The sequence below is a fragment of the uncultured Maribacter sp. genome, from assembly GCF_947495965.1.
Classification (GTDB): domain Bacteria; phylum Bacteroidota; class Bacteroidia; order Flavobacteriales; family Flavobacteriaceae; genus Maribacter_B.
Window position 1 is genome coordinate 660,203 of the sequence record NZ_CANMBB010000002.1, and the last position, 20,608, is coordinate 680,810.

The following is a 20,608-nucleotide window of genomic DNA, read 5'->3' on the forward strand; positions in this document are numbered from 1 at the left end:
ATGAAAAAAATTAGCAGCTTATTGTTAGTAGCAGTTTTTGCTGGTGCTTTTACGCTTGGAGCTTACAAGCTTTTTTTTGAAAACACAAATTACAAAGTAATTACCCAAGAAGGAGAAAACACCACTTTTAAAACAAACTACACCCCAACCTCTCCAAAAGGAGCTGGTATAAATGAATTAGATTTTACAACCGCAGCAGAAACAACTGTTAATGCTGTAGTACACGTAAAAAATGTAACCTTAAGTTCTGGACCAACGAATATTATGGAGTTTTTCTATGGCTCAAAATCTAGCCAAACTCCGCAAGTAGGAACTGGATCAGGAGTTATAATTTCTTCGGATGGATATATTGTTACAAACAACCATGTTATAGACAAAGCAAACAAACTACAAGTTACTTTAAACAATAACAAAACCTATGATGCAGAATTAATTGGAACAGACCCAAATACAGATATAGCTTTACTTAAAATTGATGCTAAAAAACATTTACCATATTTAGCATTTGGAGATTCTGATAATGTAAAAATTGGAGAATGGGTGCTTGCAGTAGGAAATCCTTTTAACCTTACCTCTACTGTAACTGCAGGAATTGTAAGCGCTAAAGCTAGGGCTCTTGGACAAATAGACCAATCTTTTATACAGACTGATGCTGCAGTAAATCCAGGTAACAGCGGCGGAGCATTAGTAAACACTAATGGCGATTTAGTAGGGATAAACACAGCAATAACCTCACAAACAGGCTCTTATGTCGGATATTCTTTTGCTGTTCCAAGCAACATTGCAAAAAAAGTAGTAGAAGATATTATGGAGTACGGTAACGTTCTTAAAGGAATTATTGGTATTACCACTCCGCACATGAATTCTCCCTACGCTATTGAAAATGGAATAAATGAAATTGAAGGAGTATATGTAGATGGAGTTACTTCTGGTTCTGGAGCAGAAGATGCTAAAATACAGTCTGGTGATATTATTAAAAAAATAGATGACATAAAGGTTAAGAAATTTGCAGACCTTACAGGGTATATTTCTGCAAAAAGACCTGGAGATGAAGTTATATTAACCTTAAACAGAGATAACGAAGTCTTAGAAATACCTGTAACATTAAAAGAAAGACAAACCCTTATTGTTCCTGTCATGGGTATTGAAATTAAAAATTTAACGGAAGAGGACATGAAAAATTTTAACACAAAAACTGGTGTTAAAATAATTGGAGTTCCAGAAACCTATAGAGGGTATGGTTTATATGGCAAAATATTACTATCTGTTGACGATGAAAAAATAAACAATATTCAAGAAGCTAAAACACTTTTTGGACGCATCTCCAGATATGGAAAAACCAGTATTACAATGTTAAACAGTAAAGGAGAAAGAGAACGTCTAATTTTCCAGTAAATACACTTTAACAAAAAACAAGAAAGCACCTTTTTTAAAGGTGCTTTTTTTATTTCACTTTTTCTTTACGAAAACGTTTGAAATAAGTACTTTTGCATGCAAATTAACTATTGAAAAAGTCATAATGGCAAAAATTAAATCTTACGAAAAAGAGCTTGCATTCCAAGCCGACAGAAGAAAAGCAACTACAGAGTTTATTAAACTCGCTAGTGACCTTTGGTACGATAAATCTATAGAAACCGTACTTTTTAAAAATCAAATCATAGATAAAAATGTTAGTGATATAATTAACCTTCATGAATATGCCGGAGAATTTGTTCAAAAACCTGTTTCTATTTTTGACTCTGTTGAAATTTTAAGAGCAATAAATGATATTAAACTACCTCCCTCTAAATTAGATATTGGTAAACTAACTTATGAATACCATTCGGATGATAATGACTATAGCAATGTAAAATCATTTGTAATAGACAAATTAAAAAACGCAAACGAAACTGAAAAAATACAACCAAAAGATGTTGTTTTATATGGTTTTGGAAGAATAGGTAGACTTTTAGCCAGAGAACTTATGGCTAAAACTGGTAAAGGAACCCAAATGCGTTTAAGAGCAATTGTAACTCGAGGAGAAATTACAGAAGAAATTCTTGAAAAAAGAGCTAATTTACTTAGGATAGATTCTGTTCATGGCAAATTTAATGGCACTGTAGATATAGATTCTAAAAATAAAGCACTACTAATAAACGGCACAACTGTACATATTATCAGCGCTTCTAAACCAGAGGAAATAGATTACACTAAATACGGCATAAATAATTCCTTAATAATAGACAATACAGGAGCTTTTAGAGATAAAACAGAATTAAGCAGACACTTAAAATCTAAAGGAGCATCCAAAGTATTACTTACTGCGCCTGGAAAAGAGGTTCCTAATATTGTACATGGCGTTAACCATACAGAATATGACCCAGACACAACAAATATATTTTCTGCAGCTTCATGTACCACAAATGCAATAACACCTGTCTTAAAAGTTATAGAAGATTCTCTTGGAATTAGAAAAGGGCATTTAGAAACAATACATGCGTATACAAATGACCAGAATTTAGTAGACAATATGCACAGCAAATACCGTAGAGGAAGAGCTGCTGGTTTAAATATGGTAATTACAGAGACTGGAGCCGGAAAAGCTGTTGCCAAAGCCTTACCAGAACTAGAAGGAAAACTAACCTCTAATGCAATTCGTGTCCCTGTTCCTAATGGCTCTCTTGCCATTTTAAATTTAGAAACCAAAAACAAAACTTCTTTAAGCGCTATAAATACAATATTAAAAAAATACGCCTTAGAAGGTAACTTAGTAGAGCAAATAAAATATTCTCTAAGTAAAGAAATGGTTTCTTCAGACATAATAGGCACTTCTGCCCCATCTATTTACGATAGTAAAGCAACTATAGTAAATAGTTCTGGAAAAAATATTATACTATATATATGGTATGATAATGAATACGGATACTCTCACCAAGTAATACGCTTGGCTAAGTATATATCTAAAGTAAGAAGGTTTACCTATTACTAGCATAAACTAACAAATTCATAGGTTTTATTTTAGTAACATGCTTATTAAAATAAAACCTTTTTTTAATATTTTTTTCTTAATTGATTTTATTGAATTACTTTTACCCCCCTCTAAATCACTATTATTAATATAGAAAGTACTAACAAATGAAAGGTTTAAGAATACTATTTGCAGTAATCGCCTTGTTCGCAATTAACCTACAATACGGACAAGAAGAAAGCAACCAAGAAGAATTGTCATTAGACAAAGGGAATATTAATAGCCAGTTTGAATACATATATAAGAAATCTGGTAATTATAGAGCAGACGGAAAAAAATATGAAGTTGTTAGAGTAATTTCTTTAGACAAGTTAAAACAAAACGTACTTGATTCCTTAAATGTTTATAGCAAAAAAGAAGAAGGCTTAAGAGCAACCATTACAGGACACGAAACAACAATATCTTCCTTAGAAAAAAAATTAAATGAAACTACAAATAATCTTTCTTCTGTTACAGAAGAAAAAGATAGTATGTCTTTTCTAGGCATATTAGTTTCAAAAGGAACCTATAATGCTATTTTATGGACAGTTATAGCATGTCTACTATTGCTTTTATTAGGGTTCATATATAAGTTTAGAAAAAGTAATGTGCTTACACAAGAAGCAAAATTAGCTTTATCTGAAGTAGAAACTGAATATGAAGACCATAGAAGAAGAGCATTAGAAAGAGAACAAAAAATTAGTAGGCAGCTACAAGACGAGATAAATAAATACAAGAAAAACAAATAATTAAAAAGCTCCATTAGGAGCTTTTTTTATTTACAACAAATATAGAGCATAAGAGTTAGCCTTTCTTCTAAACATTAATAATCATATAGTTTTACTACTTTTGACTTTTTATTCTAAAAAGCTATTGTTAGATGCGTATTGATATAATAACGGTACTACCCGAATTACTAAAAAGCCCTTTTGAGGCATCTATCCTAAAAAGAGCTATAGACAAAGGGTTAGTAGAAGTTCATTTTCATAATTTAAGAGATTACACAGACAAAAGTTACAATCAGGTAGACGATTACCAGTTTGGAGGCGGTGCTGGAATGGTATTAATGATTGAGCCAATAGACAAATGCATAAGTAACCTAAAGAATCAAAGAAGCTACGATGAAGTTATTTATATGACTCCTGATGGCGACACTTTAAATCAAAAATTAGCAAACAGACTTTCATTAAAAGGAAATATAATAATATTATGCGGACATTATAAAGGTGTAGACCAACGCGTTAGAGATTTGTTTATAACCAAAGAAATATCTGTTGGTGATTATGTTTTATCTGGTGGAGAGTTAGGAGCTGCAATTTTATGCGATGCAGTTATTAGGTTAATTCCTGGAGTTCTTAGTAACGAAACATCAGCTTTAACAGATACTTTTCAAGACAACCTTTTAGCTCCTCCAATATATACAAGACCTGCAGAATACAAAGGCCATAAAGTACCAGAAATACTTTTATCAGGGAATTTCCCTAAAATTGAAGAATGGAGAGAAAATCAAGCCATTAAAAGAACAGAAGAGTTAAGACCAGATTTATTAGAATAACTCCTATTCTTTTACAAAAAAATAGAATAAAATATTCTTGCCAGTATTAATATTATATGTATTTTTGCAAACTATTAAAATAACCTCTGACGAAAATCGTGAATGTTATTTGTATATTATTTTAAAATAAAATATTAAAATGGAATCATTAATAAAATTTGTAGAAAACGAATTCGTTCCTAAAAAAGATTTCCCTAATTTTTCTTCTGGTGATACAATAACAGTATACTACGAAATAAAAGAAGGTGAAAAAACACGTACACAGTTCTTTAAAGGTGTGGTAATACAAAGAAGAGGAAGTGGTGCAACAGAAACTTTTACTATTAGAAAAATGTCTGGTACTATTGGTGTTGAGCGTATTTTTCCAATAAACTTACCTGCTTTACAAAAAATAGAGCTTAATAAGAGAGGAAAAGTTCGTAGATCTAGAATATTCTACTTTAGAGGTTTAACTGGTAAAAAAGCTAGAATTAAAGAGGTTCGTAAATAATTTACAACCAACTTTATTACATAAAATAAAAAAGCACTGTTCCTAACAGTGCTTTTTTACATTATAAACAATTGTTAATAGCAATGGTTCATAAACTGTTAATTACTAATCCCATAAACGCACTGCTCTTTTATTTAAAATTTCTTATCTTTAATTATAGATTACAGCAATCTATTATAAAGTTTACGTTCTTTATATTGTTATGCACTCTTCTTTAAAATAAAAAATCTATTGCAGTTTCTTTATCCTTTAATTAAGAGAAAGTGAGATTATAACTTATATTTTTTTTTCACGTATACATAAAATGAAAAAAGCCTCATAGCTACTATTCGTTTATATATTGCATAATAAAAAAAATAGTAATTAATGATTTAGATATAAAACACTAAAACTTAATTTCTATAAACGTTGAAATAGTGGTTTAAATGCAATCAATGGTTGCCGTTTTATTAAAAAATAAAACAACAGGTTTACAATCTATTTCTAGAAAGCCATATCCCATACATGTATAGGATATGGCTTTTAATATTCACAAAATTCTTTAAAATCTTAAAGTTTAGCACATATAACGTGCTAACTAAAACCCTTTTATATCGTATCTTTGTTTTGCTTAAATTTAATGAAATACATACATGCCAAAAATTTTTTATACCCAAACAGATGAAGCGCCAGCTTTAGCTACACAATCTTTCTTACCAATAGTAAGTGTTTTTACAAAAACCTCTGGAATTACAATTGAAACTAAGGATATTTCTTTAGCAGGAAGAATAAGAGCCACTTTCCCAGATTTCTTAGAAAAAAACCAACAAATTACTAATGATTTAGTAGAATTGGGCGCTATGGCAAAACAGCCAGAAGCCAATATTATTAAGCTTCCAAATATTAGTGCATCTATACCCCAACTTAAAGAAGCAATAGAAGAATTACAAAGTAAAGGCTACAATGTTCCTAGTTACCCAGATAATGCAACTACAGACGCAGAAAAGGATATAAAATCTAGATATGATAAAATTAAAGGTAGCGCTGTAAACCCTGTTTTAAGAGAAGGAAACTCTGACCGTAGAGCTCCTAAGGCTGTAAAAAATTACGCAAAACAAAATCCTCATTCCATGGGACCTTGGAGCGTTGACTCTAAAACTCATGTAGCTACTATGGGAGAAGGTGATTTTCAGGCAAATGAAAAATCTGTTACTATCCCAAAAGCAACTAATGTTAAAATAGAGCTGACTGCAAATGATGGATCTACAACCATCTTAAAAGATAAAGTAGATTTATTAGACGGTGAAATTATAGACGCTACAGTTATGAATAAAAAAGCACTTGTTTCTTTTCTTAAAGAACAAGTTGCTGATGCCAAAGCAAAAGGCATCCTTTTTTCATTACACATGAAAGCGACTATGATGAAGGTATCGGACCCTATTATATTTGGTCATGCTGTAGAAGCTTATTTTGAAAATGTTTTTTCAAAACACCAAGCTACCTTTAACGAATTAGGCATTAAGGCTAGTGATGGATTAGAAAGTTTATATGCTAAATTAAATAAGCTACCTGCTGATAAAAAAGCAGAAATTGAAAAGGATATTGCCACTACAATTGAAAATGGTCCTGATTTAGCAATGGTTAATTCTGATAAAGGAATTACAAACTTACATGTTCCTAGTGACATAATTATTGATGCCTCTATGCCAGCAATGATTCGTAACTCTGGACAAATGTGGAATGCACAAGGAGTAGCTCAAGATACAAAAGCTGTTATTCCAGATAGTAGTTATGCCGGAATATACACCGCTACTATAGATTTTTGCAAAAAGCATGGTGCTTTTGATCCTACTACAATGGGAACCGTTCCTAATGTTGGACTTATGGCTCAAAAAGCAGAAGAATATGGTTCTCATGACAAAACTTTTAAAATAGATACCGCAGGTGTTGTAAAGGTTATTGATGCTAACGGAAATACACTAATAGAACATGCTGTTGAAGAAGGCGATATATGGAGAATGTGTCAAGTAAAAGATGCCCCTATTCAAGATTGGGTAAAACTTGCGGTTTCTAGAGCACAAGCTACAAAAGTCCCTGCAATTTTCTGGTTAGATGAAAATAGAGCCCATGATGCAGAACTTATAAAAAAAGTAAATACCTATTTAGAAGACCACGATACAAATGGTTTAGACATTCAAATATTATCTCCAATTAAGGCTACCCAATTTACACTGGAGAGAATTATTAAAGGAGAAGATACCATATCTGTTTCTGGAAATGTATTAAGAGATTATTTAACCGATTTATTTCCAATTTTAGAAGTTGGTACAAGTGCAAAAATGCTTTCTATTGTTCCTTTAATGAATGGCGGTGGTTTATTTGAAACAGGCGCAGGAGGTTCTGCCCCTAAACATGTACAACAATTTATAGAAGAAGGACATTTACGTTGGGATTCTTTAGGAGAATTTTTAGCACTAGGAGTCTCTTTAGAGTTTTTTGGTGAAAAAGAAAACAATACAAAAGCAAAAGTACTAGGAGAAACTTTAGATACCGCTACAGAAAAGTTTTTAGTAAATGACAAATCTCCTTCTAGAAAAGTAAATGAGATTGATACTAGAGGAAGTCATTTTTACCTTTCGTTATATTGGGCAGAAGCTTTAGCTAAGCAAGATAAAGATGCTGAACTAAAAAAATTATTTAGTGGTGTTTATAAAGAACTCTCTGAAAATGAAAATACTATTGCTCAAGAATTAATAGATTCTCAAGGAAAAGAAAATAATATTGGCGGCTACTATATGCCAGATGCAGAGCTTGTTGCTAAAGCAATGAGACCTAGTAAAACGCTTAATAGCATATTAGACAAAATTTAAGCTATATTATTACACAAATAAAAACCCTTGTTTTTTACAACAAGGGTTTTTTCATTTATTAAATAATTGTTAAGTGTAAGATTACCTTGTTTTTACTGACTATTTTTATAAAAAAAACTACAATGAAGTTTCTTATAAGAGTTTGCCTCTTCATTTTCTTAAGCTCTTCTTATTTATCCTTTGGACAACAAAAATTTACACTCAGCGGTATTGTATCCCAAAAAAATAGCAATGAAACTCTTATTGGTGTAACTATTGCAATTCCAGAATTACAAACAGGAATTATAACAAATGAATATGGTTTTTATTCTATTACATTACCAGAAGGTAATTACTCATTAATTACAAGTTATTTAGGCTTTCAGGAAATAAAAAAAGACATTACACTTACAGATAATAAAAAAATAAACTTTCAACTTACAGAAGAAGCAGAACAGTTAGAAGAAGTTATTGTCACTGAAGATAAAGAGCGCATAGACATTAGAAAACCACAAATGAGTGTTAACACTCTAAAGGCCGAAACTATTAAAAATATTCCAGTTATATTAGGAGAGGCAGATATTATTAAATCTATTTTACTTTTACCAGGAGTAACAAATGCTGGTGAGGGAGCTTCTGGATTTAATGTTCGTGGCGGATCGGCGGATCAAAATTTAATTTTACTAGATGAGGCTACCATCTTTAACTCTTCGCATTTATTTGGATTCTTTTCCGTTTTTAATCCAGATGCAATTAAAAACATAAAATTATATAAAGGTGGTATCCCAGCAAGATACGGTGGCAGAGTATCCTCTGTACTAGATATTTTCCAAAAAGAAGGAAACAGTAAAGAAATTAAAGTAAACGGAGGATTAGGTTTAGTCGCCAGCAGACTTTTGGTAGAAGGCCCAATAATTAAGGATAAATCTGCATTTTTAATAGGAGGTCGTGGCTCTTATGCGCATCTTTTTTTTCCTTTATTTGATTTAGATAATACGGCATACTTTTTTGACCTTAATGCAAAACTTAATTACAAAATAAACCAAAACAATAATCTATATTTATCTGGTTATTTTGGAAGAGATGTTTTTGGCATTAGTGATAGCTTTGTAAATACCTATGGTAATTCTGTTGGAAATTTTAGATGGAATCATTTATTCTCAGATAAGCTATTTTCAAATTTATCTCTGATATATTCTGATTATTATTATGGTTTAAAATTAGATTTCGTTGGCTTTAATTGGAACTCAGGCATACAAAATTTTAATATTAAATACGATTTAAAACATTACTTAAATAATGATTTACAAGTAAATTATGGCATCAATAATATTTACTACAAATTTAATCCTGGAGAAATAGAACCTAGCAATTCTAACTCAGGAATCATAGAAGAACAATTAACACAAAAATTTGCAAATGAATTTGCTGCGTATATAGATATAGAGCAAAATATAACCAAAAACCTGAGCCTACAATACGGGCTAAGGCTTAGTCATTTTAATAGATTGGGTCAAGATGAAATTAATGTATACGAAAATATTGATCCCGTAATTTTCAATGAAGAATTTCAATTATATTATTCTGCAACCCCAACAGAAATAAGCAACCAAAAAAAAGGAAGCCTAGAGACTTTCACTAATTTAGAACCTCGATTAGGGTTTTCTTATTCTTTTAAAAATAATGCTATAAAAGGTAGTTATACTAGGCTATCACAATACCTTCATCTACTATCTAACACAAACTCCCCTACCCCCTTAGATGTTTGGACTCCAAGTGGTCCATTTATTAAACCACAACTCTTAGACCAGTTTGCACTAGGATATTTTAAAACTATAGATGAAAATAAATACAGTCTAGAAACCGAAGTGTTTTATAAAAAAATTAAAAATAGAATAGATTATATAAATGGAGCTAACTTAATAGCCAATGATGCTATTGAACAAATAATTTTAAACGGAAGAGCTAGAGCTTATGGCATAGAGTTTTTATTTAAGAAGAATGAAGGAAAGTTAAAAGGATGGTTAGCATATACCCTTTCTAAATCTGAACAGCAAACACCAGGAAGAACCCCAATAGAAACTGGTATAAATTTTGGAGAATGGTATAACACTCCCTATGACAAAACACATGATTTTTCTTTATATGCCAGTTATGAATTAAATACAAAGTGGAGCATAAACTCTAACCTTATATTCCAAACTGGACAACCTACCAATTTCCCTGTTGGCCAATTTCAATTTCAAGGGTTAACAGTACCTTACTATGGACTTAGAAATAATGAACGTTTACCAAACTACCATAGAATAGACCTTTCTGCAACTCTAACTCCCAAAAAAAATACTTTCAAAAAAATAAAAAGCGAATGGGTATTTAGCATTTACAATTTATATAATAGAAAAAATGCAGCCTCAATCAATTTTAACAGAAATACAGAAACAGGAAATAATGAAGCAATACGCACCTCCATTTTTGGTATTGTACCTGCAGTAACTTATAATTTTAAATTTTAGAATCATGAAGAACCTTCTACCCTTTTTAATTCTTGGTTTTCTTTTTTTCTCTTGCGAAGATGTTATAGAAGTGGACGCTCCTAGCGAAGCCCCTAAGCTTAATATTGACGCTTTAATTAGGGTTGACACTAGTAAAACAAGAACTACCGTTAAAGTTATAGCAGGACTTACAAGTTCTTTTTTTGATGACTTAAAACCTGCCAAACTAAACCAAATAGTTATTACGAACCTAAGAAGTGAAACCTCTTTGTTTTTACAAGAATCAGAACCTGGAATATATGTTGGTGTACAAAACACAACCTTCTTTACCAATGGCGAACTAGCCTTATATATAGAACACGAGGACCAAACCTATGCAGCAAGAGCTACTTATGTGGAAGCCTCAGAGATAACAAAATTAGAGCAAGGAAACGGCACTTTATTTGAAGGCAATGAAACAGAAATCATTATAGCATTTACAGATATTCCTAATGAGGATAACTTCTATTTATTTGACCTTGACTTTAATGAGTATTTAGTAACCGAAGATGATTTTTACAAAGGAAAATCTTTTGAATTTTCTTATTTTTATAATGATGATATTACTTCCGGAATGGAAATTAATATTAATTTACTGGGCGTAGACGAAGCTTTCTATAATTATATGGATCTAGTAATTATTCAAAGTGGTGGCTCTCAAGGCCCTTTTCAAACCCCTGTAGCTACAGTAAAAGGAAATATTACAAACATTACAGGAACTACAGATACCAACGATATAAAAGTAGACACGGAAAATTTTGCTTTTGGTTATTTTGCTGTTTGCCAATCCTTTTCCAAAACAATAACAATAGAATAAAAATATGAGAACAAATAAAGAGGTAATGATGAAAGGTGTAAAGTATATGGCATACACCATACTTCTTATGTTTACTGCTCCAGTAGCTTTATACCAAGCATTTAAAAATGAAGGTCATCCTTTTTTCTGGCCAGTACTTATAGTTGGTGCAATACTTGCCCTTGGAGCTATTGTTATGGGGTTTTATAGCATAAAAGTAATAATGGATGGTATTTTTAATAAAAAACCAAAACATTAATTATTTTTTTTAGTGGATGTGCCCTTCCATTTATTAATTAATGAACCATACTCATAATCAAGAACAGATTCTTGCCTTTCTAACTTTCCTGCAGCAAACGCTCGTTGCAAAATATCTTCAATAAGATAATCTTCATGTACATTTACAGGGTCATACTCTGCTTTAATTGTAATATTAAAAAAGCCTGCAGTTGTATTATACCAAAAAGCACGCCAACCACTTCTAAGGTCTTTCACCAAGTCAAAACTTGTGTTTCCTGTTTGCCTATGCACTAGTTTTACTAAAATCTGCCCCTCGGTTCTTGTTAGCTTTTTTAGTTTTTCAGAAAATTCATCTTCTATAGATTTTTGAACCTCTTTCGTATATTTTTTTCTCTTTCCTTTTTTCTTGATTTGAAGAAGTGTATCATTTAATTCTACCAAACGCTCTGCAGCTAATTTTGCATAAGGATATACTTTTATAGTCTTACGTCTAAGAATATAATATTTGAGTTTTGCATCGTAATTATCAAATTTTAGCTTCCCAAAAACGTATGCCTCATGTAAAGGAATAGAGCTTTGAAAAATAGAGTCTCCCTCTACTTTTATAAACTTCTCTGGAATAGAATCGTTTTGTTGTTCTTGGGCTTGACCAGAAACAACAATAGCAATATTTACTACAATAAAAAATAAGAATATTTTTTTCATCTTTTTAAATAAAGCAAAAGTCTTGCCAAAATTAACGATAAAAAGCGTGTGTTATTACTTAAAATTAGTGAATATTAGTAAGTTTGTATATAAAATATAAGTTTATGGCTTCAAAGAAAATACTTACTAAGAAATCTATAGATTTCTTTGAAAAATATTTAAATAATGCCGCTCCTACAGGATACGAATGGGAAGGGCAAAAAATATGGATGGACTACTTAAAACCATATGTAGACACATTTATAACAGACACTTACGGTACTGCTGTTGGTGTTATTAACCCAGATGCTAAATATAAAGTAGTTATAGAAGGGCATTCTGATGAAATTTCTTGGTATGTTAATTACGTCACAGATAACGGACTTATTCATGTAATTCGTAATGGCGGTAGTGATCACATGATAGCTCCTTCTAAATGGGTAAATATCCATACCAAAAAAGGAATTGTTAAAGGTATATTTGGATGGCCTGCAATACACACTAGAAAAGGACCTAAAGAAGATACTCCTAAAATCGAAAATATTACGGTTGATGTTGGTGCTACAACAAAAGAAGAAGTAGAGAAGTTAGGCGTTCATGTTGGCTGCGTTATTACATATCCAGATGAGTTTCAAATTTTGAATAAAAACAAATTTGTTTGTAGAGCAATAGATAATAGAGCTGGTGGTTTTATGATTGCAGAGGTTGCTCGTTTATTACATGAGAACAAAGAAAAATTACCTTTTGGATTATACATCACTAATTCTGTACAAGAAGAAATAGGATTACGTGGCGCAGAAATGATTACGCATACAATTAAGCCAGATGTAGCTATAATTACAGATGTATGTCATGATACCACCACTCCTATGATTAACAAAGCTATACAAGGACATACCGAAATTGGCGCCGGACCTGTTATTTCATACGCCCCAGCAGTACAAAATAAATTAAGAGAACGCATTATTGAAACTGCAGAAGAAAAGAAAATTCCTTTTCAAAGAATGGCAGCTTCTAGATCTACAGGAACAGATACAGATGCTTTTGCATATAGTAATGGCGGTGTGGCTTCCGCACTAATTTCTTTACCATTACGTTACATGCACACTACCGTTGAAACAGTACACCAGGATGATGTAGAAAATGTTATTAAACTTATTTACGAAACGTTACTAACTATAAAAGAAGGAGAAACTTTTAGTTATTTTGAGTAAAACTTTAAATCCCTCTTTAACCAGAGGGATTTTTTTATTTTTTTAATATGGATGAGTTAATTGATATTCTAGATGCTAATGCAAATTTAACTGGTGAAACAGTAATGAAGTCAACTGCACATGAAAAAGGACTTTTTCATCAAACTGTACATATTTGGTTTTATACTAAAAAAGGAGAAATTTTATTACAACAACGCGGAAAAAACAAAAATACCTTTCCTCTACTTTGGGATGTTTCTGTTGCAGGCCATATTGGAGCTGGAGAACCCATAGAAATATCTGCTCTTAGAGAAATTGAAGAAGAAATTGGTCTACAAATTTCCCAACCAGAATTGCATAAAATTGGTGTTTTTAAATCCATTCAAAAACACAGTAACACGCTTATAGACTGTGAATTTCATCATACTTTTATAACAGAACTAAAAGTCCCTTTACATCGTTTAAAAAAACAAGAAAGTGAAGTGGAGAACTTAAAACTTATTGCAATTAATCTATTAAAAAGAGAACTAATAGGTAAAGAAAAAAATAGCTATGTGCCGCATAAAGCTACCTATTATGAAGTCATTTTAAAAAAAATACTTGAAAAAATAAATGCGCAACCTAATCCATAAATAAAACACACTAAAAACCGCTTTCTTCTACCATTTTTATCACACCAACAGTCAAAATTAAATTAGCAAAACGGCGCTGCTCTCCTGTTTGTATAATTAGTGTTGTAGTTTCTTTTCTTATCTGATCATAAAAAGCCCATCTCTCCATTTCATCCCAAGTAACATCTCCTAACAATTCTTTATAAGTATCCTGTATTTCTGCATTTGCTTCTGCAGGTTTTTCCATTACAATAGCCCCTTGTATAGGGCATACCTCTAATATGCCCTCTAATACAGTAAGTGCATCTAATAGTCCTGGTCTAAAATTAAGATGTACGGTTGTAGAGTTTGGTCCTGTCATAGCGCCAACAGGTAAATTTCCATCTGCAATAACTACTTGTGCAAAATGACCAGAACGTGCTAGCGCCTCCATAATTGTTGGATGTATTACTGCTGTTGTTAACATATATTTTATTTAAAAATGGATGAAAATAAAACACCAAAAATCTCATGATTTTTAGTGCTCTACATATTATAAACGCCTCCATTAATATCTAATGTAGCCCCTGTTATAAATCCATCGTATTCAGAAGCTAGGTATAAAACAGCTCTAGCCACATCATCAGCATTACCAGCTCTTTGGATTGGTATGCCTGCTGTAGTTTCCGCAGCAGATTCTTTTGTAGTATGTGTATTATGGAATGATGTTCCTAAGATAAGTCCTGGTGCAACCGCATTAACTCTAGTACCTTGTGCACCTAACTCTGTAGAAAGCGCTCTTGTATACGTTAAAATTGCACCTTTACTTGTAGAATACACCAGTGATCCTGGGTGCCCACCTTTACGCCCTGCTAAGGAAGCTAAGTTAACAATACTACTATTGTCATTCTTTGCTAAGTAAGGAGAAGCGGCTCTAGTAACAAACATCATAGACGTTAAATTAATGTCCATAACCTTATGCCAAAAATTTGTTTCCATATCGCTTAACAATCTACGCGCAACAAGAGAACCTGCGTTGTTTATTAAAATATTTAACCCTCCCAAAGCCTCTACAGTTTTTTTAACCATAGCATTAGCATCTTCTTCTTTTGTTAAATCTCCAGATATTGCAATTGCTTTTAACCCCTTATTTGTTGCATATTTTACTAATTCATTTGCGGTATCTGCACTTGAAAAATAATGAATAGCAACATTAGCGCCACTATCTATGAAATGCTTAGTAATTGCTTCTCCAATTCCTTGAGCACCAGCAGTAATGAGTATGTTTTTTCCAGATAATTTGTTACTATTCGTCATATATTTTTTTGATTTAAATTCACAAAATTTATACAATATAAAATTGCATAACCAGATTGGTTAACCAAATATAATCAAAAAATGACGCAATAAAAATTTATCTGATTTTAAAGAAATTAGCTTAAGTAATTAATAAAATCTTCAATCTTATGTAAGCTATATTCTTTTTGTGAGCCTTCTTCCATGTTTTTAACCACAAAAGAATTATTAGCTAATTCAGAATCCCCCAATAAAATTACGAAAGGCACTTTTCTATTATTAGCATATTTAAATTGCTTTTGCATTTTTGCGTTAGACGGATAAATATCTGCCTTAACACCCGATTTCCTGAGTTGTGTAATTAATTTTAGAGCTGCAAAAGCTTCTTTATCTCCAAAATTTAAACAAAGAACATCTAAAGACTGTTTAATTGCCTCTGGAAAAAGATTTAATTCTTCTAACACCAAATAAATACGATCTAAACCAAAAGATATACCAACACCACTAACATCTTTTAAACCAAAAACACCTGTAAGATCATCATAACGACCACCGCCACCAATAGAACCCATTTTAACACCTTCTGGAGCACTTACTTCAAAAATAGCTCCCGTATAGTAGTTAAGTCCACGAGCTAAAGTAACGTCTATAGAAAGTGAAGCAGATTGCAATTCTAAAGCAGTAATAGATTCTACTATAAATGTTAGCTCCTCTACTCCTTTTGTGCCTTCTTCAGAATCTGATAATAACATTTTTAAACTCTGTAGTTGCTCCAAATTAGTTCCAGAAAGCGTAAATAAAGGTGCTGCTTTTTCTATAGAAGTTTCCGATATTCCTTTAGATAACATTTCTTTCTTTACACCCTCTTCTCCTATTTTATCTAGCTTATCTAATGCTACCGTAAAATCTATTAATAAATGTTTAGCTCCTATTACTTCTGCAATACCAGCTAATATTTTTCTATTATTTAGTTTGATATTTACGCCATTTAGACCTAAATCCGTAAAAACAGCATCATACAATTGAATAAATTCTACTTCTTGTAATAGAGAATTTGCTCCTACAACATCTGCATCGCACTGAAAAAATTCTCTAAATCTTCCTTTTTGAGGACGATCTGCCCTCCATACTGGCTGAATTTGATAGCGCTTAAAAGGAAAGTCTATTTCATTTTGATGCATTACCACATAACGGGCAAAAGGCACTGTTAAATCATAACGCAACGCTTTTTCTGATATTTTTGGAGTAAGCGACTTGGAATCTTTGGAACTGTACGTTACATCATCTACCTTACTAATAAAATCTCCAGAATTTAATATCTTAAAAATAAGACGATCCCCCTCATCTCCATACTTACCCATTAAGGTATTAGAATTCTCTAAAGAAGGGGTTTCTATTGGCTGAAAACCAAAAGTTTTAAAATGCTTCTTTACGGTATCAAAAATAAAATTACGTTTTGCTACTTCAGAAGGAGAAAAATCTCTTGTTCCTTTTGGTATGGATGGTTTTTGTGCCATTTTTATTTAAAATATAATAAGGTTTAAATTTTATTTTTGTTGGAGATTTAGGTAGAAATCATAAATATAAAAAATCCTGAGACTTGTACTTCGCTTTGTCTCCAGAATATTTTTACTTCTAAATATTAACTACCAATAACAGTATCAAACCAATTGTACAAATCGCCTTTTGTTATTACAGCTCCTTGTTTTATGATTTCAAACTTATCTAAATTTTTATCTTCTGTATATGCTTTAGAAGCTGTTAAATAGTCTACAAAATCGGATTGCCAATTCTTTTTAAACCAAGAAAATCCTTCCTGGGTTGTTAAATCTATATTAGGGTTTCTAACCTTTACAGATATTAATTTCATTTCTTTCTCTTCTAGAGAAAATAAATGCATTTGATTAGAAGAAACATTTTCTAAGTGGGTAACTTTAGACAAAACACCCTCCCAAATTAAATCACTAAAAACATCTACTTCATCTTCTGCAACCTCTGGTGTATCCTCTTTTATTTTCTTCCACTCTTCCCCTGTTATAGATTGGGTAGCTAAAAAGTTTACAAACTCAGGCTGTAGCTCTTCTAATTGTTCTTTTGTTAATCTTGTATATTTCAAAGTAATTCCTTTTTTGATAGTGCAAAAATAAAAAGACCGTACGATAAGTACGGCCTTTATAGTATAAAATATAATTAAATTATTTGCGCTTAGAAAATGTATCTAACACCAAATTGTCCTTGCCATCTAGATAATAAACTAGCATCGTAACCAAAAGTTTCTGTTAACTCTGGATTAAAAGTATAGGTTGGTACATTTGTGTTAGCATCAACAGATACCGATAAAGGATTTAAGTTATTTGGCTGCTGAATAAGTCCCCAATTTGAATTTAATAAGTTTCCAAAATTCAACACATCAAAACTTAATTGAATGGTGTGTTTTTTACCAGCTACATTAAAATTGTAATCCTGTAAAATTTTAATATCCCACTTACCTCTCCATGGAGCTAAAGCACCGTAACGCTCAGAATACGAACCTCTATTATCATTTAAGTAATTATCTTGCTGAATGTAAGCCTCAAAAGCCTCTGCTTGTCCTGCTCCAGAAAATTGCATTTGTTGCACTTCTGATGCTGTTGGAATATATAATAAATCATTATTCTGAAAAGAACTATCGTTATTTATATTCCCCGCATAGGTATAATTAAATCTTCCTCCTTGCGCATACTCAAAGAAAGTAGAAATGGTAGTTGCCCATTTATCATTAGTACCATATACAAATTGCTTAGAACCTACACCAATAAAACGATGCGTATCTCCGTACTTAGAAAAAGCTAAAACATCTGCATTAGCATCTCCTAAATTGGGGTTAAAATCAAAAGCATCTCCCGTAATTTCAGCTTCTATAGAGTTTATATCTTTAGCATTTAAATAGCTATATGCCAAACTAGCATACAAACCATTATCAAAATTCTTCTGCGCTTTTAAAGATACATTCCAGATTCTACCTTTATCAGAATTTGTAAAAACATACGCACTTGTTGGCCCTCCAAATGCATTAGTAGAAACATCACTTGCTTGGTATATTGGACGATTATCCCCTGGAGCATTTAAAGTTCCTGAAGGATTAGCATAAGCCCAGTTTTGTACATGCGCAGCGTTTAAATCTTTAGTATAAGCTACATCTGCCGTAACTACCAAACCATTTTCAAAAGCTTGATCCATTCCTATGTTAGTTCTCCAAACTTGAGGCCATTTAAAATCTGGATCTACAGCTTGGTAGAAGAAAAAGTCTACTCCTTGAACTTGGTTACCCATCCATACAAAAGGCAATTTCCCTGTAAAAACTCCTGTACCACCACGCAATTGTGTCGTATTATCTCCTTTTACATCCCAATTAAAACCAACTCTTGGTGAAATTAACCAATCATTACTTGGTAATTGCTCAGAGTCTATAGTTGTTGGTTCTCCTGTATTTGGATTAAAATAAACATTATCTGGTTGATAGGTTCCTTTTCTATCTATATTCTCTGTAATCTTATCTTTAGTATCAAAGTATAATGGTTTATCAAAACGTACACCATAAGTTAATTTAAAATCATCTGTAGCACTCCATTCGTCTTGGACATAAAAAGATAATTGACCAACATTAGTTTCTGCTAAAGACCATTTTCCTGGCTCACCATCTTCAAAATTATTATTATCATTAAATGTTGCTTGCGCACCTGCTAATGCACCAGCATAATCATTTGCATTAAAATCTGCAATATCAACACTTCCAAACAAATCAAAACCATAAGCAGTTAAGTTGAAAGAATTGTCAAATTGAAATTTTTCAAAAGCAAAACCTATAGTATAGGTATGATTCCCTTTAAAGATATTCATGTTATTAGTTAACTGAAAAACTTTCTGGTCTAACCTATTATGAATTGAAAAAGGCTCGTGCCCTGCAATAATATAATTAACACCATCTTTTGTAATATTAATTGAAGGAGCTGGAGCAGATAAAGGATTTCTAAAATCATCAAAATGCGTGTATCCAACCTGTAACTTATTGGTTACTTCATCACTCAATGTTGAATTAAGCTCTAATTGTACAGAGTTTAGTTTATTGTTTATTTGATATCCAGTATTCTGAAATTGCAACGTTGTAAAACTAGGCTCTCTTGCTGTTATTGCAGTTGGATGTGCAGGTTGTTCTTTGGAAGCATTTAAAAAATTATAAATAAGAGCCAATCTATTTTTATCGTTAATATTCCAATCTAACTTAAAAATACCTTTTGTGGATTCTGACGCGTATGTAAAACCTTCATAAGCCCCAGTATCATAACCAATTCCTGCTAAACCTGACTGAACCGCTAACAAATCGCTCTCTAAAACTCTAGATTCATTAATAGCTCCTGATCCTGTATTAGGAACCCAACCGTTGGAACCTAAATCATCTCTCTCATCTTTTTCAAAATTTGCAAAGAAAAATAATTTGTCCTTTACTATTGGTCCACCAATACTAACACCATATTGACTTTGGTTAAGGTCTGGCTTAGTAACATCTTCTCCTTTAATTTTCCCACCAGTTAAAGCCTCACTTCGTGTAAAACCATACACAGTACCATGGAATTCGTTTGTACCACTTTTTGTTACTGCATTTACAGTTGCTCCAGTAAATCCAGATTGTGTAACATCATAAGGCGCAGTAGATACTTGAATTTGTTCAATAGCATCTAGAGAGATTGGTTGTGCTCCCGACTGACCTCCAGGCGTTGGTGAATCTAACCCAAATGGGTTATTAAAAATAGCTCCATCTAAAGAAAAATTATTGTATTGATCATTACGCCCCCCAAAAGAGTTTCCACTTGCTGTAGGCTCTAATCTAGTAAAATCTTGCGCAGAACGTGAAATAGTAGGCAAACGTGTTAATTCTCTACGCCCAACACTCGTTTCAGCCCCTGTACGATCACTACCAAAGGTTCCACCACGATCAGATATTACTACAACTTCATCTAAAGATTCTGCTGCATTAGATAATTTAGCATCTACATTAAAAGTTTTCCCTAAACTTAAATAAATATTTTCTTGCTTAAAATCCTGAAAACCAACATATGATATTGTTAAGCTATAAGGCCCTCCCACTCTAAGGTTAAGTAAGTTATAACGACCATCTTCATTACTGATTGAACCATATTTAGTTCCTGTAGGTGTATGAACAGCAACTATATTAGCACCAAATAAAGGTACTCCTTCGTTATCTAATACACTACCTCTAATATTTGAAGTAGTAACTTGCGCAATTACAGAAGTAAATGCAAATACCAGCAATAAAGCTGAAAGCATCAGTTTTTTCATAAAATATATTTTTTGAGTCACGCAAATTTAACCCAAAAAAAAGAGCTATGCACGCATAGCTCTTAAAATTATTAACGTTTTG

Annotated in this window: 17 protein-coding genes; 11 read left to right on the forward strand and 6 right to left on the reverse strand. The window is 32.1% G+C overall.

The annotated features are described in order from the left end of the window. From Q0820_RS07295 to Q0820_RS07335, 9 genes are all read left to right on the forward strand, one after another. The gene (locus Q0820_RS07295; RefSeq protein ID WP_298486508.1) at positions 1–1,395 is read left to right on the forward strand and encodes a trypsin-like peptidase domain-containing protein; all 1,395 of its coding nucleotides are present in this window, start codon (positions 1–3) and stop codon (positions 1,393–1,395) included. A gap of 124 nt (positions 1,396–1,519) precedes the next feature. Continuing rightward, a complete protein-coding gene (locus Q0820_RS07300) occupies positions 1,520–2,968 on the forward strand; it encodes a glyceraldehyde-3-phosphate dehydrogenase (protein ID WP_298486510.1) in 1,449 nt (482 codons plus the stop codon). Positions 2,969–3,114: 146 nt separating this feature from the next. Further along, positions 3,115–3,735 (forward strand): tRNA (guanine-N1)-methyltransferase, encoded by a 621-nt coding sequence (locus tag Q0820_RS07305; RefSeq protein ID WP_298486513.1) that lies wholly within the window; start codon positions 3,115–3,117, stop codon positions 3,733–3,735. A 131-nt stretch (positions 3,736–3,866) separates the two neighbouring features. Then, entirely contained in the window at positions 3,867–4,541 is a 675-nt protein-coding gene (gene trmD / locus Q0820_RS07310; RefSeq protein ID WP_298486515.1) for a tRNA (guanosine(37)-N1)-methyltransferase TrmD, read from the forward strand. Positions 4,542–4,680: 139 nt separating this feature from the next. Continuing rightward, complete coding sequence (gene rplS, locus Q0820_RS07315) at positions 4,681–5,031, forward strand: 50S ribosomal protein L19 (RefSeq protein WP_298486517.1); 351 nt, start codon at positions 4,681–4,683, stop codon at positions 5,029–5,031. A gap of 632 nt (positions 5,032–5,663) precedes the next feature. Further along, on the forward strand, positions 5,664–7,880 hold the full coding sequence (locus Q0820_RS07320; protein ID WP_298486519.1) for an NADP-dependent isocitrate dehydrogenase: 2,217 nt from the start codon (positions 5,664–5,666) through the stop codon (positions 7,878–7,880). A gap of 122 nt (positions 7,881–8,002) precedes the next feature. Next, positions 8,003–10,372, forward strand: coding sequence for a TonB-dependent receptor (locus Q0820_RS07325; RefSeq protein ID WP_298486521.1), 2,370 nt, complete (start codon positions 8,003–8,005; stop codon positions 10,370–10,372). 4 nt (positions 10,373–10,376) lie between these two features. Further along, positions 10,377–11,207, forward strand: coding sequence for a DUF4249 family protein (locus tag Q0820_RS07330; RefSeq protein ID WP_298486523.1), 831 nt, complete (start codon positions 10,377–10,379; stop codon positions 11,205–11,207). Between the two features lie 4 nt (positions 11,208–11,211). Continuing rightward, a complete protein-coding gene (locus tag Q0820_RS07335) occupies positions 11,212–11,445 on the forward strand; it encodes a DUF6095 family protein (protein ID WP_298486525.1) in 234 nt (77 codons plus the stop codon). On the opposite strand, the gene Q0820_RS07340 is transcribed toward Q0820_RS07335, so the two are convergent. Further along, positions 11,442–12,131: a DUF4294 domain-containing protein gene (locus tag Q0820_RS07340; RefSeq protein WP_298486527.1), complete on the reverse strand. Its 690-nt coding sequence runs from the start codon at positions 12,129–12,131 to the stop codon at positions 11,442–11,444. The genes Q0820_RS07335 and Q0820_RS07340 overlap by 4 nt on opposite strands. Before the next feature lie 104 nt (positions 12,132–12,235). Between Q0820_RS07340 and Q0820_RS07345 the strand changes: the two genes are divergently transcribed. Continuing rightward, the gene (locus Q0820_RS07345; protein ID WP_298486529.1) at positions 12,236–13,324 is read left to right on the forward strand and encodes a M42 family metallopeptidase; all 1,089 of its coding nucleotides are present in this window, start codon (positions 12,236–12,238) and stop codon (positions 13,322–13,324) included. 47 nt (positions 13,325–13,371) lie between these two features. Further along, positions 13,372–13,935, forward strand: a complete 564-nt coding sequence (locus Q0820_RS07350; protein ID WP_298486531.1) for an NUDIX domain-containing protein — start codon at positions 13,372–13,374, stop codon at positions 13,933–13,935. Positions 13,936–13,945: 10 nt separating this feature from the next. Here the strand turns inward: Q0820_RS07350 and Q0820_RS07355 are convergent, their stop codons facing one another. From Q0820_RS07355 to Q0820_RS07375, 5 genes are all read right to left on the reverse strand, one after another. After that, entirely contained in the window at positions 13,946–14,380 is a 435-nt protein-coding gene (locus Q0820_RS07355) for an RbsD/FucU family protein (protein ID WP_298486533.1), read from the reverse strand. Between the two features lie 59 nt (positions 14,381–14,439). Continuing rightward, entirely contained in the window at positions 14,440–15,210 is a 771-nt protein-coding gene (locus Q0820_RS07360; RefSeq protein ID WP_298486535.1) for an SDR family oxidoreductase, read from the reverse strand. 116 nt (positions 15,211–15,326) lie between these two features. Then, entirely contained in the window at positions 15,327–16,706 is a 1,380-nt protein-coding gene (gene hisS, locus Q0820_RS07365; protein ID WP_298486537.1) for a histidine--tRNA ligase, read from the reverse strand. Positions 16,707–16,831: 125 nt separating this feature from the next. After that, complete coding sequence (locus Q0820_RS07370; protein WP_298486539.1) at positions 16,832–17,305, reverse strand: DUF6495 family protein; 474 nt, start codon at positions 17,303–17,305, stop codon at positions 16,832–16,834. 89 nt (positions 17,306–17,394) lie between these two features. Then, entirely contained in the window at positions 17,395–20,526 is a 3,132-nt protein-coding gene (locus Q0820_RS07375) for a TonB-dependent receptor (RefSeq protein WP_298486541.1), read from the reverse strand. Between the last annotated feature and the right edge of the window lie 82 nt (positions 20,527–20,608).

What these genes read in the sequence shown, in the direction of transcription:
- Q0820_RS07295 (WP_298486508.1), top strand. Translation starts at nt 1, where the DNA reads ATGAAAAAAATTAGCAGCTTATTGTTAGTAGCAGTTTTTGCTGGTGCT.
- Q0820_RS07300 (WP_298486510.1), top strand. Translation starts at nt 1,520, where the DNA reads ATGGCAAAAATTAAATCTTACGAAAAAGAGCTTGCATTCCAAGCCGAC.
- Q0820_RS07305 (WP_298486513.1), top strand. Translation starts at nt 3,115, where the DNA reads ATGAAAGGTTTAAGAATACTATTTGCAGTAATCGCCTTGTTCGCAATT.
- trmD (WP_298486515.1), top strand. Translation starts at nt 3,867, where the DNA reads ATGCGTATTGATATAATAACGGTACTACCCGAATTACTAAAAAGCCCT.
- rplS (WP_298486517.1), top strand. Translation starts at nt 4,681, where the DNA reads ATGGAATCATTAATAAAATTTGTAGAAAACGAATTCGTTCCTAAAAAA.
- Q0820_RS07320 (WP_298486519.1), top strand. Translation starts at nt 5,664, where the DNA reads ATGCCAAAAATTTTTTATACCCAAACAGATGAAGCGCCAGCTTTAGCT.
- Q0820_RS07325 (WP_298486521.1), top strand. Translation starts at nt 8,003, where the DNA reads ATGAAGTTTCTTATAAGAGTTTGCCTCTTCATTTTCTTAAGCTCTTCT.
- Q0820_RS07330 (WP_298486523.1), top strand. Translation starts at nt 10,377, where the DNA reads ATGAAGAACCTTCTACCCTTTTTAATTCTTGGTTTTCTTTTTTTCTCT.
- Q0820_RS07335 (WP_298486525.1), top strand. Translation starts at nt 11,212, where the DNA reads ATGAGAACAAATAAAGAGGTAATGATGAAAGGTGTAAAGTATATGGCA.
- Q0820_RS07340 (WP_298486527.1), bottom strand. Translation starts at nt 12,131, where the DNA reads ATGAAAAAAATATTCTTATTTTTTATTGTAGTAAATATTGCTATTGTT.
- Q0820_RS07345 (WP_298486529.1), top strand. Translation starts at nt 12,236, where the DNA reads ATGGCTTCAAAGAAAATACTTACTAAGAAATCTATAGATTTCTTTGAA.
- Q0820_RS07350 (WP_298486531.1), top strand. Translation starts at nt 13,372, where the DNA reads ATGGATGAGTTAATTGATATTCTAGATGCTAATGCAAATTTAACTGGT.
- Q0820_RS07355 (WP_298486533.1), bottom strand. Translation starts at nt 14,380, where the DNA reads ATGTTAACAACAGCAGTAATACATCCAACAATTATGGAGGCGCTAGCA.
- Q0820_RS07360 (WP_298486535.1), bottom strand. Translation starts at nt 15,210, where the DNA reads ATGACGAATAGTAACAAATTATCTGGAAAAAACATACTCATTACTGCT.
- hisS (WP_298486537.1), bottom strand. Translation starts at nt 16,706, where the DNA reads ATGGCACAAAAACCATCCATACCAAAAGGAACAAGAGATTTTTCTCCT.
- Q0820_RS07375 (WP_298486541.1), bottom strand. Translation starts at nt 20,526, where the DNA reads ATGAAAAAACTGATGCTTTCAGCTTTATTGCTGGTATTTGCATTTACT.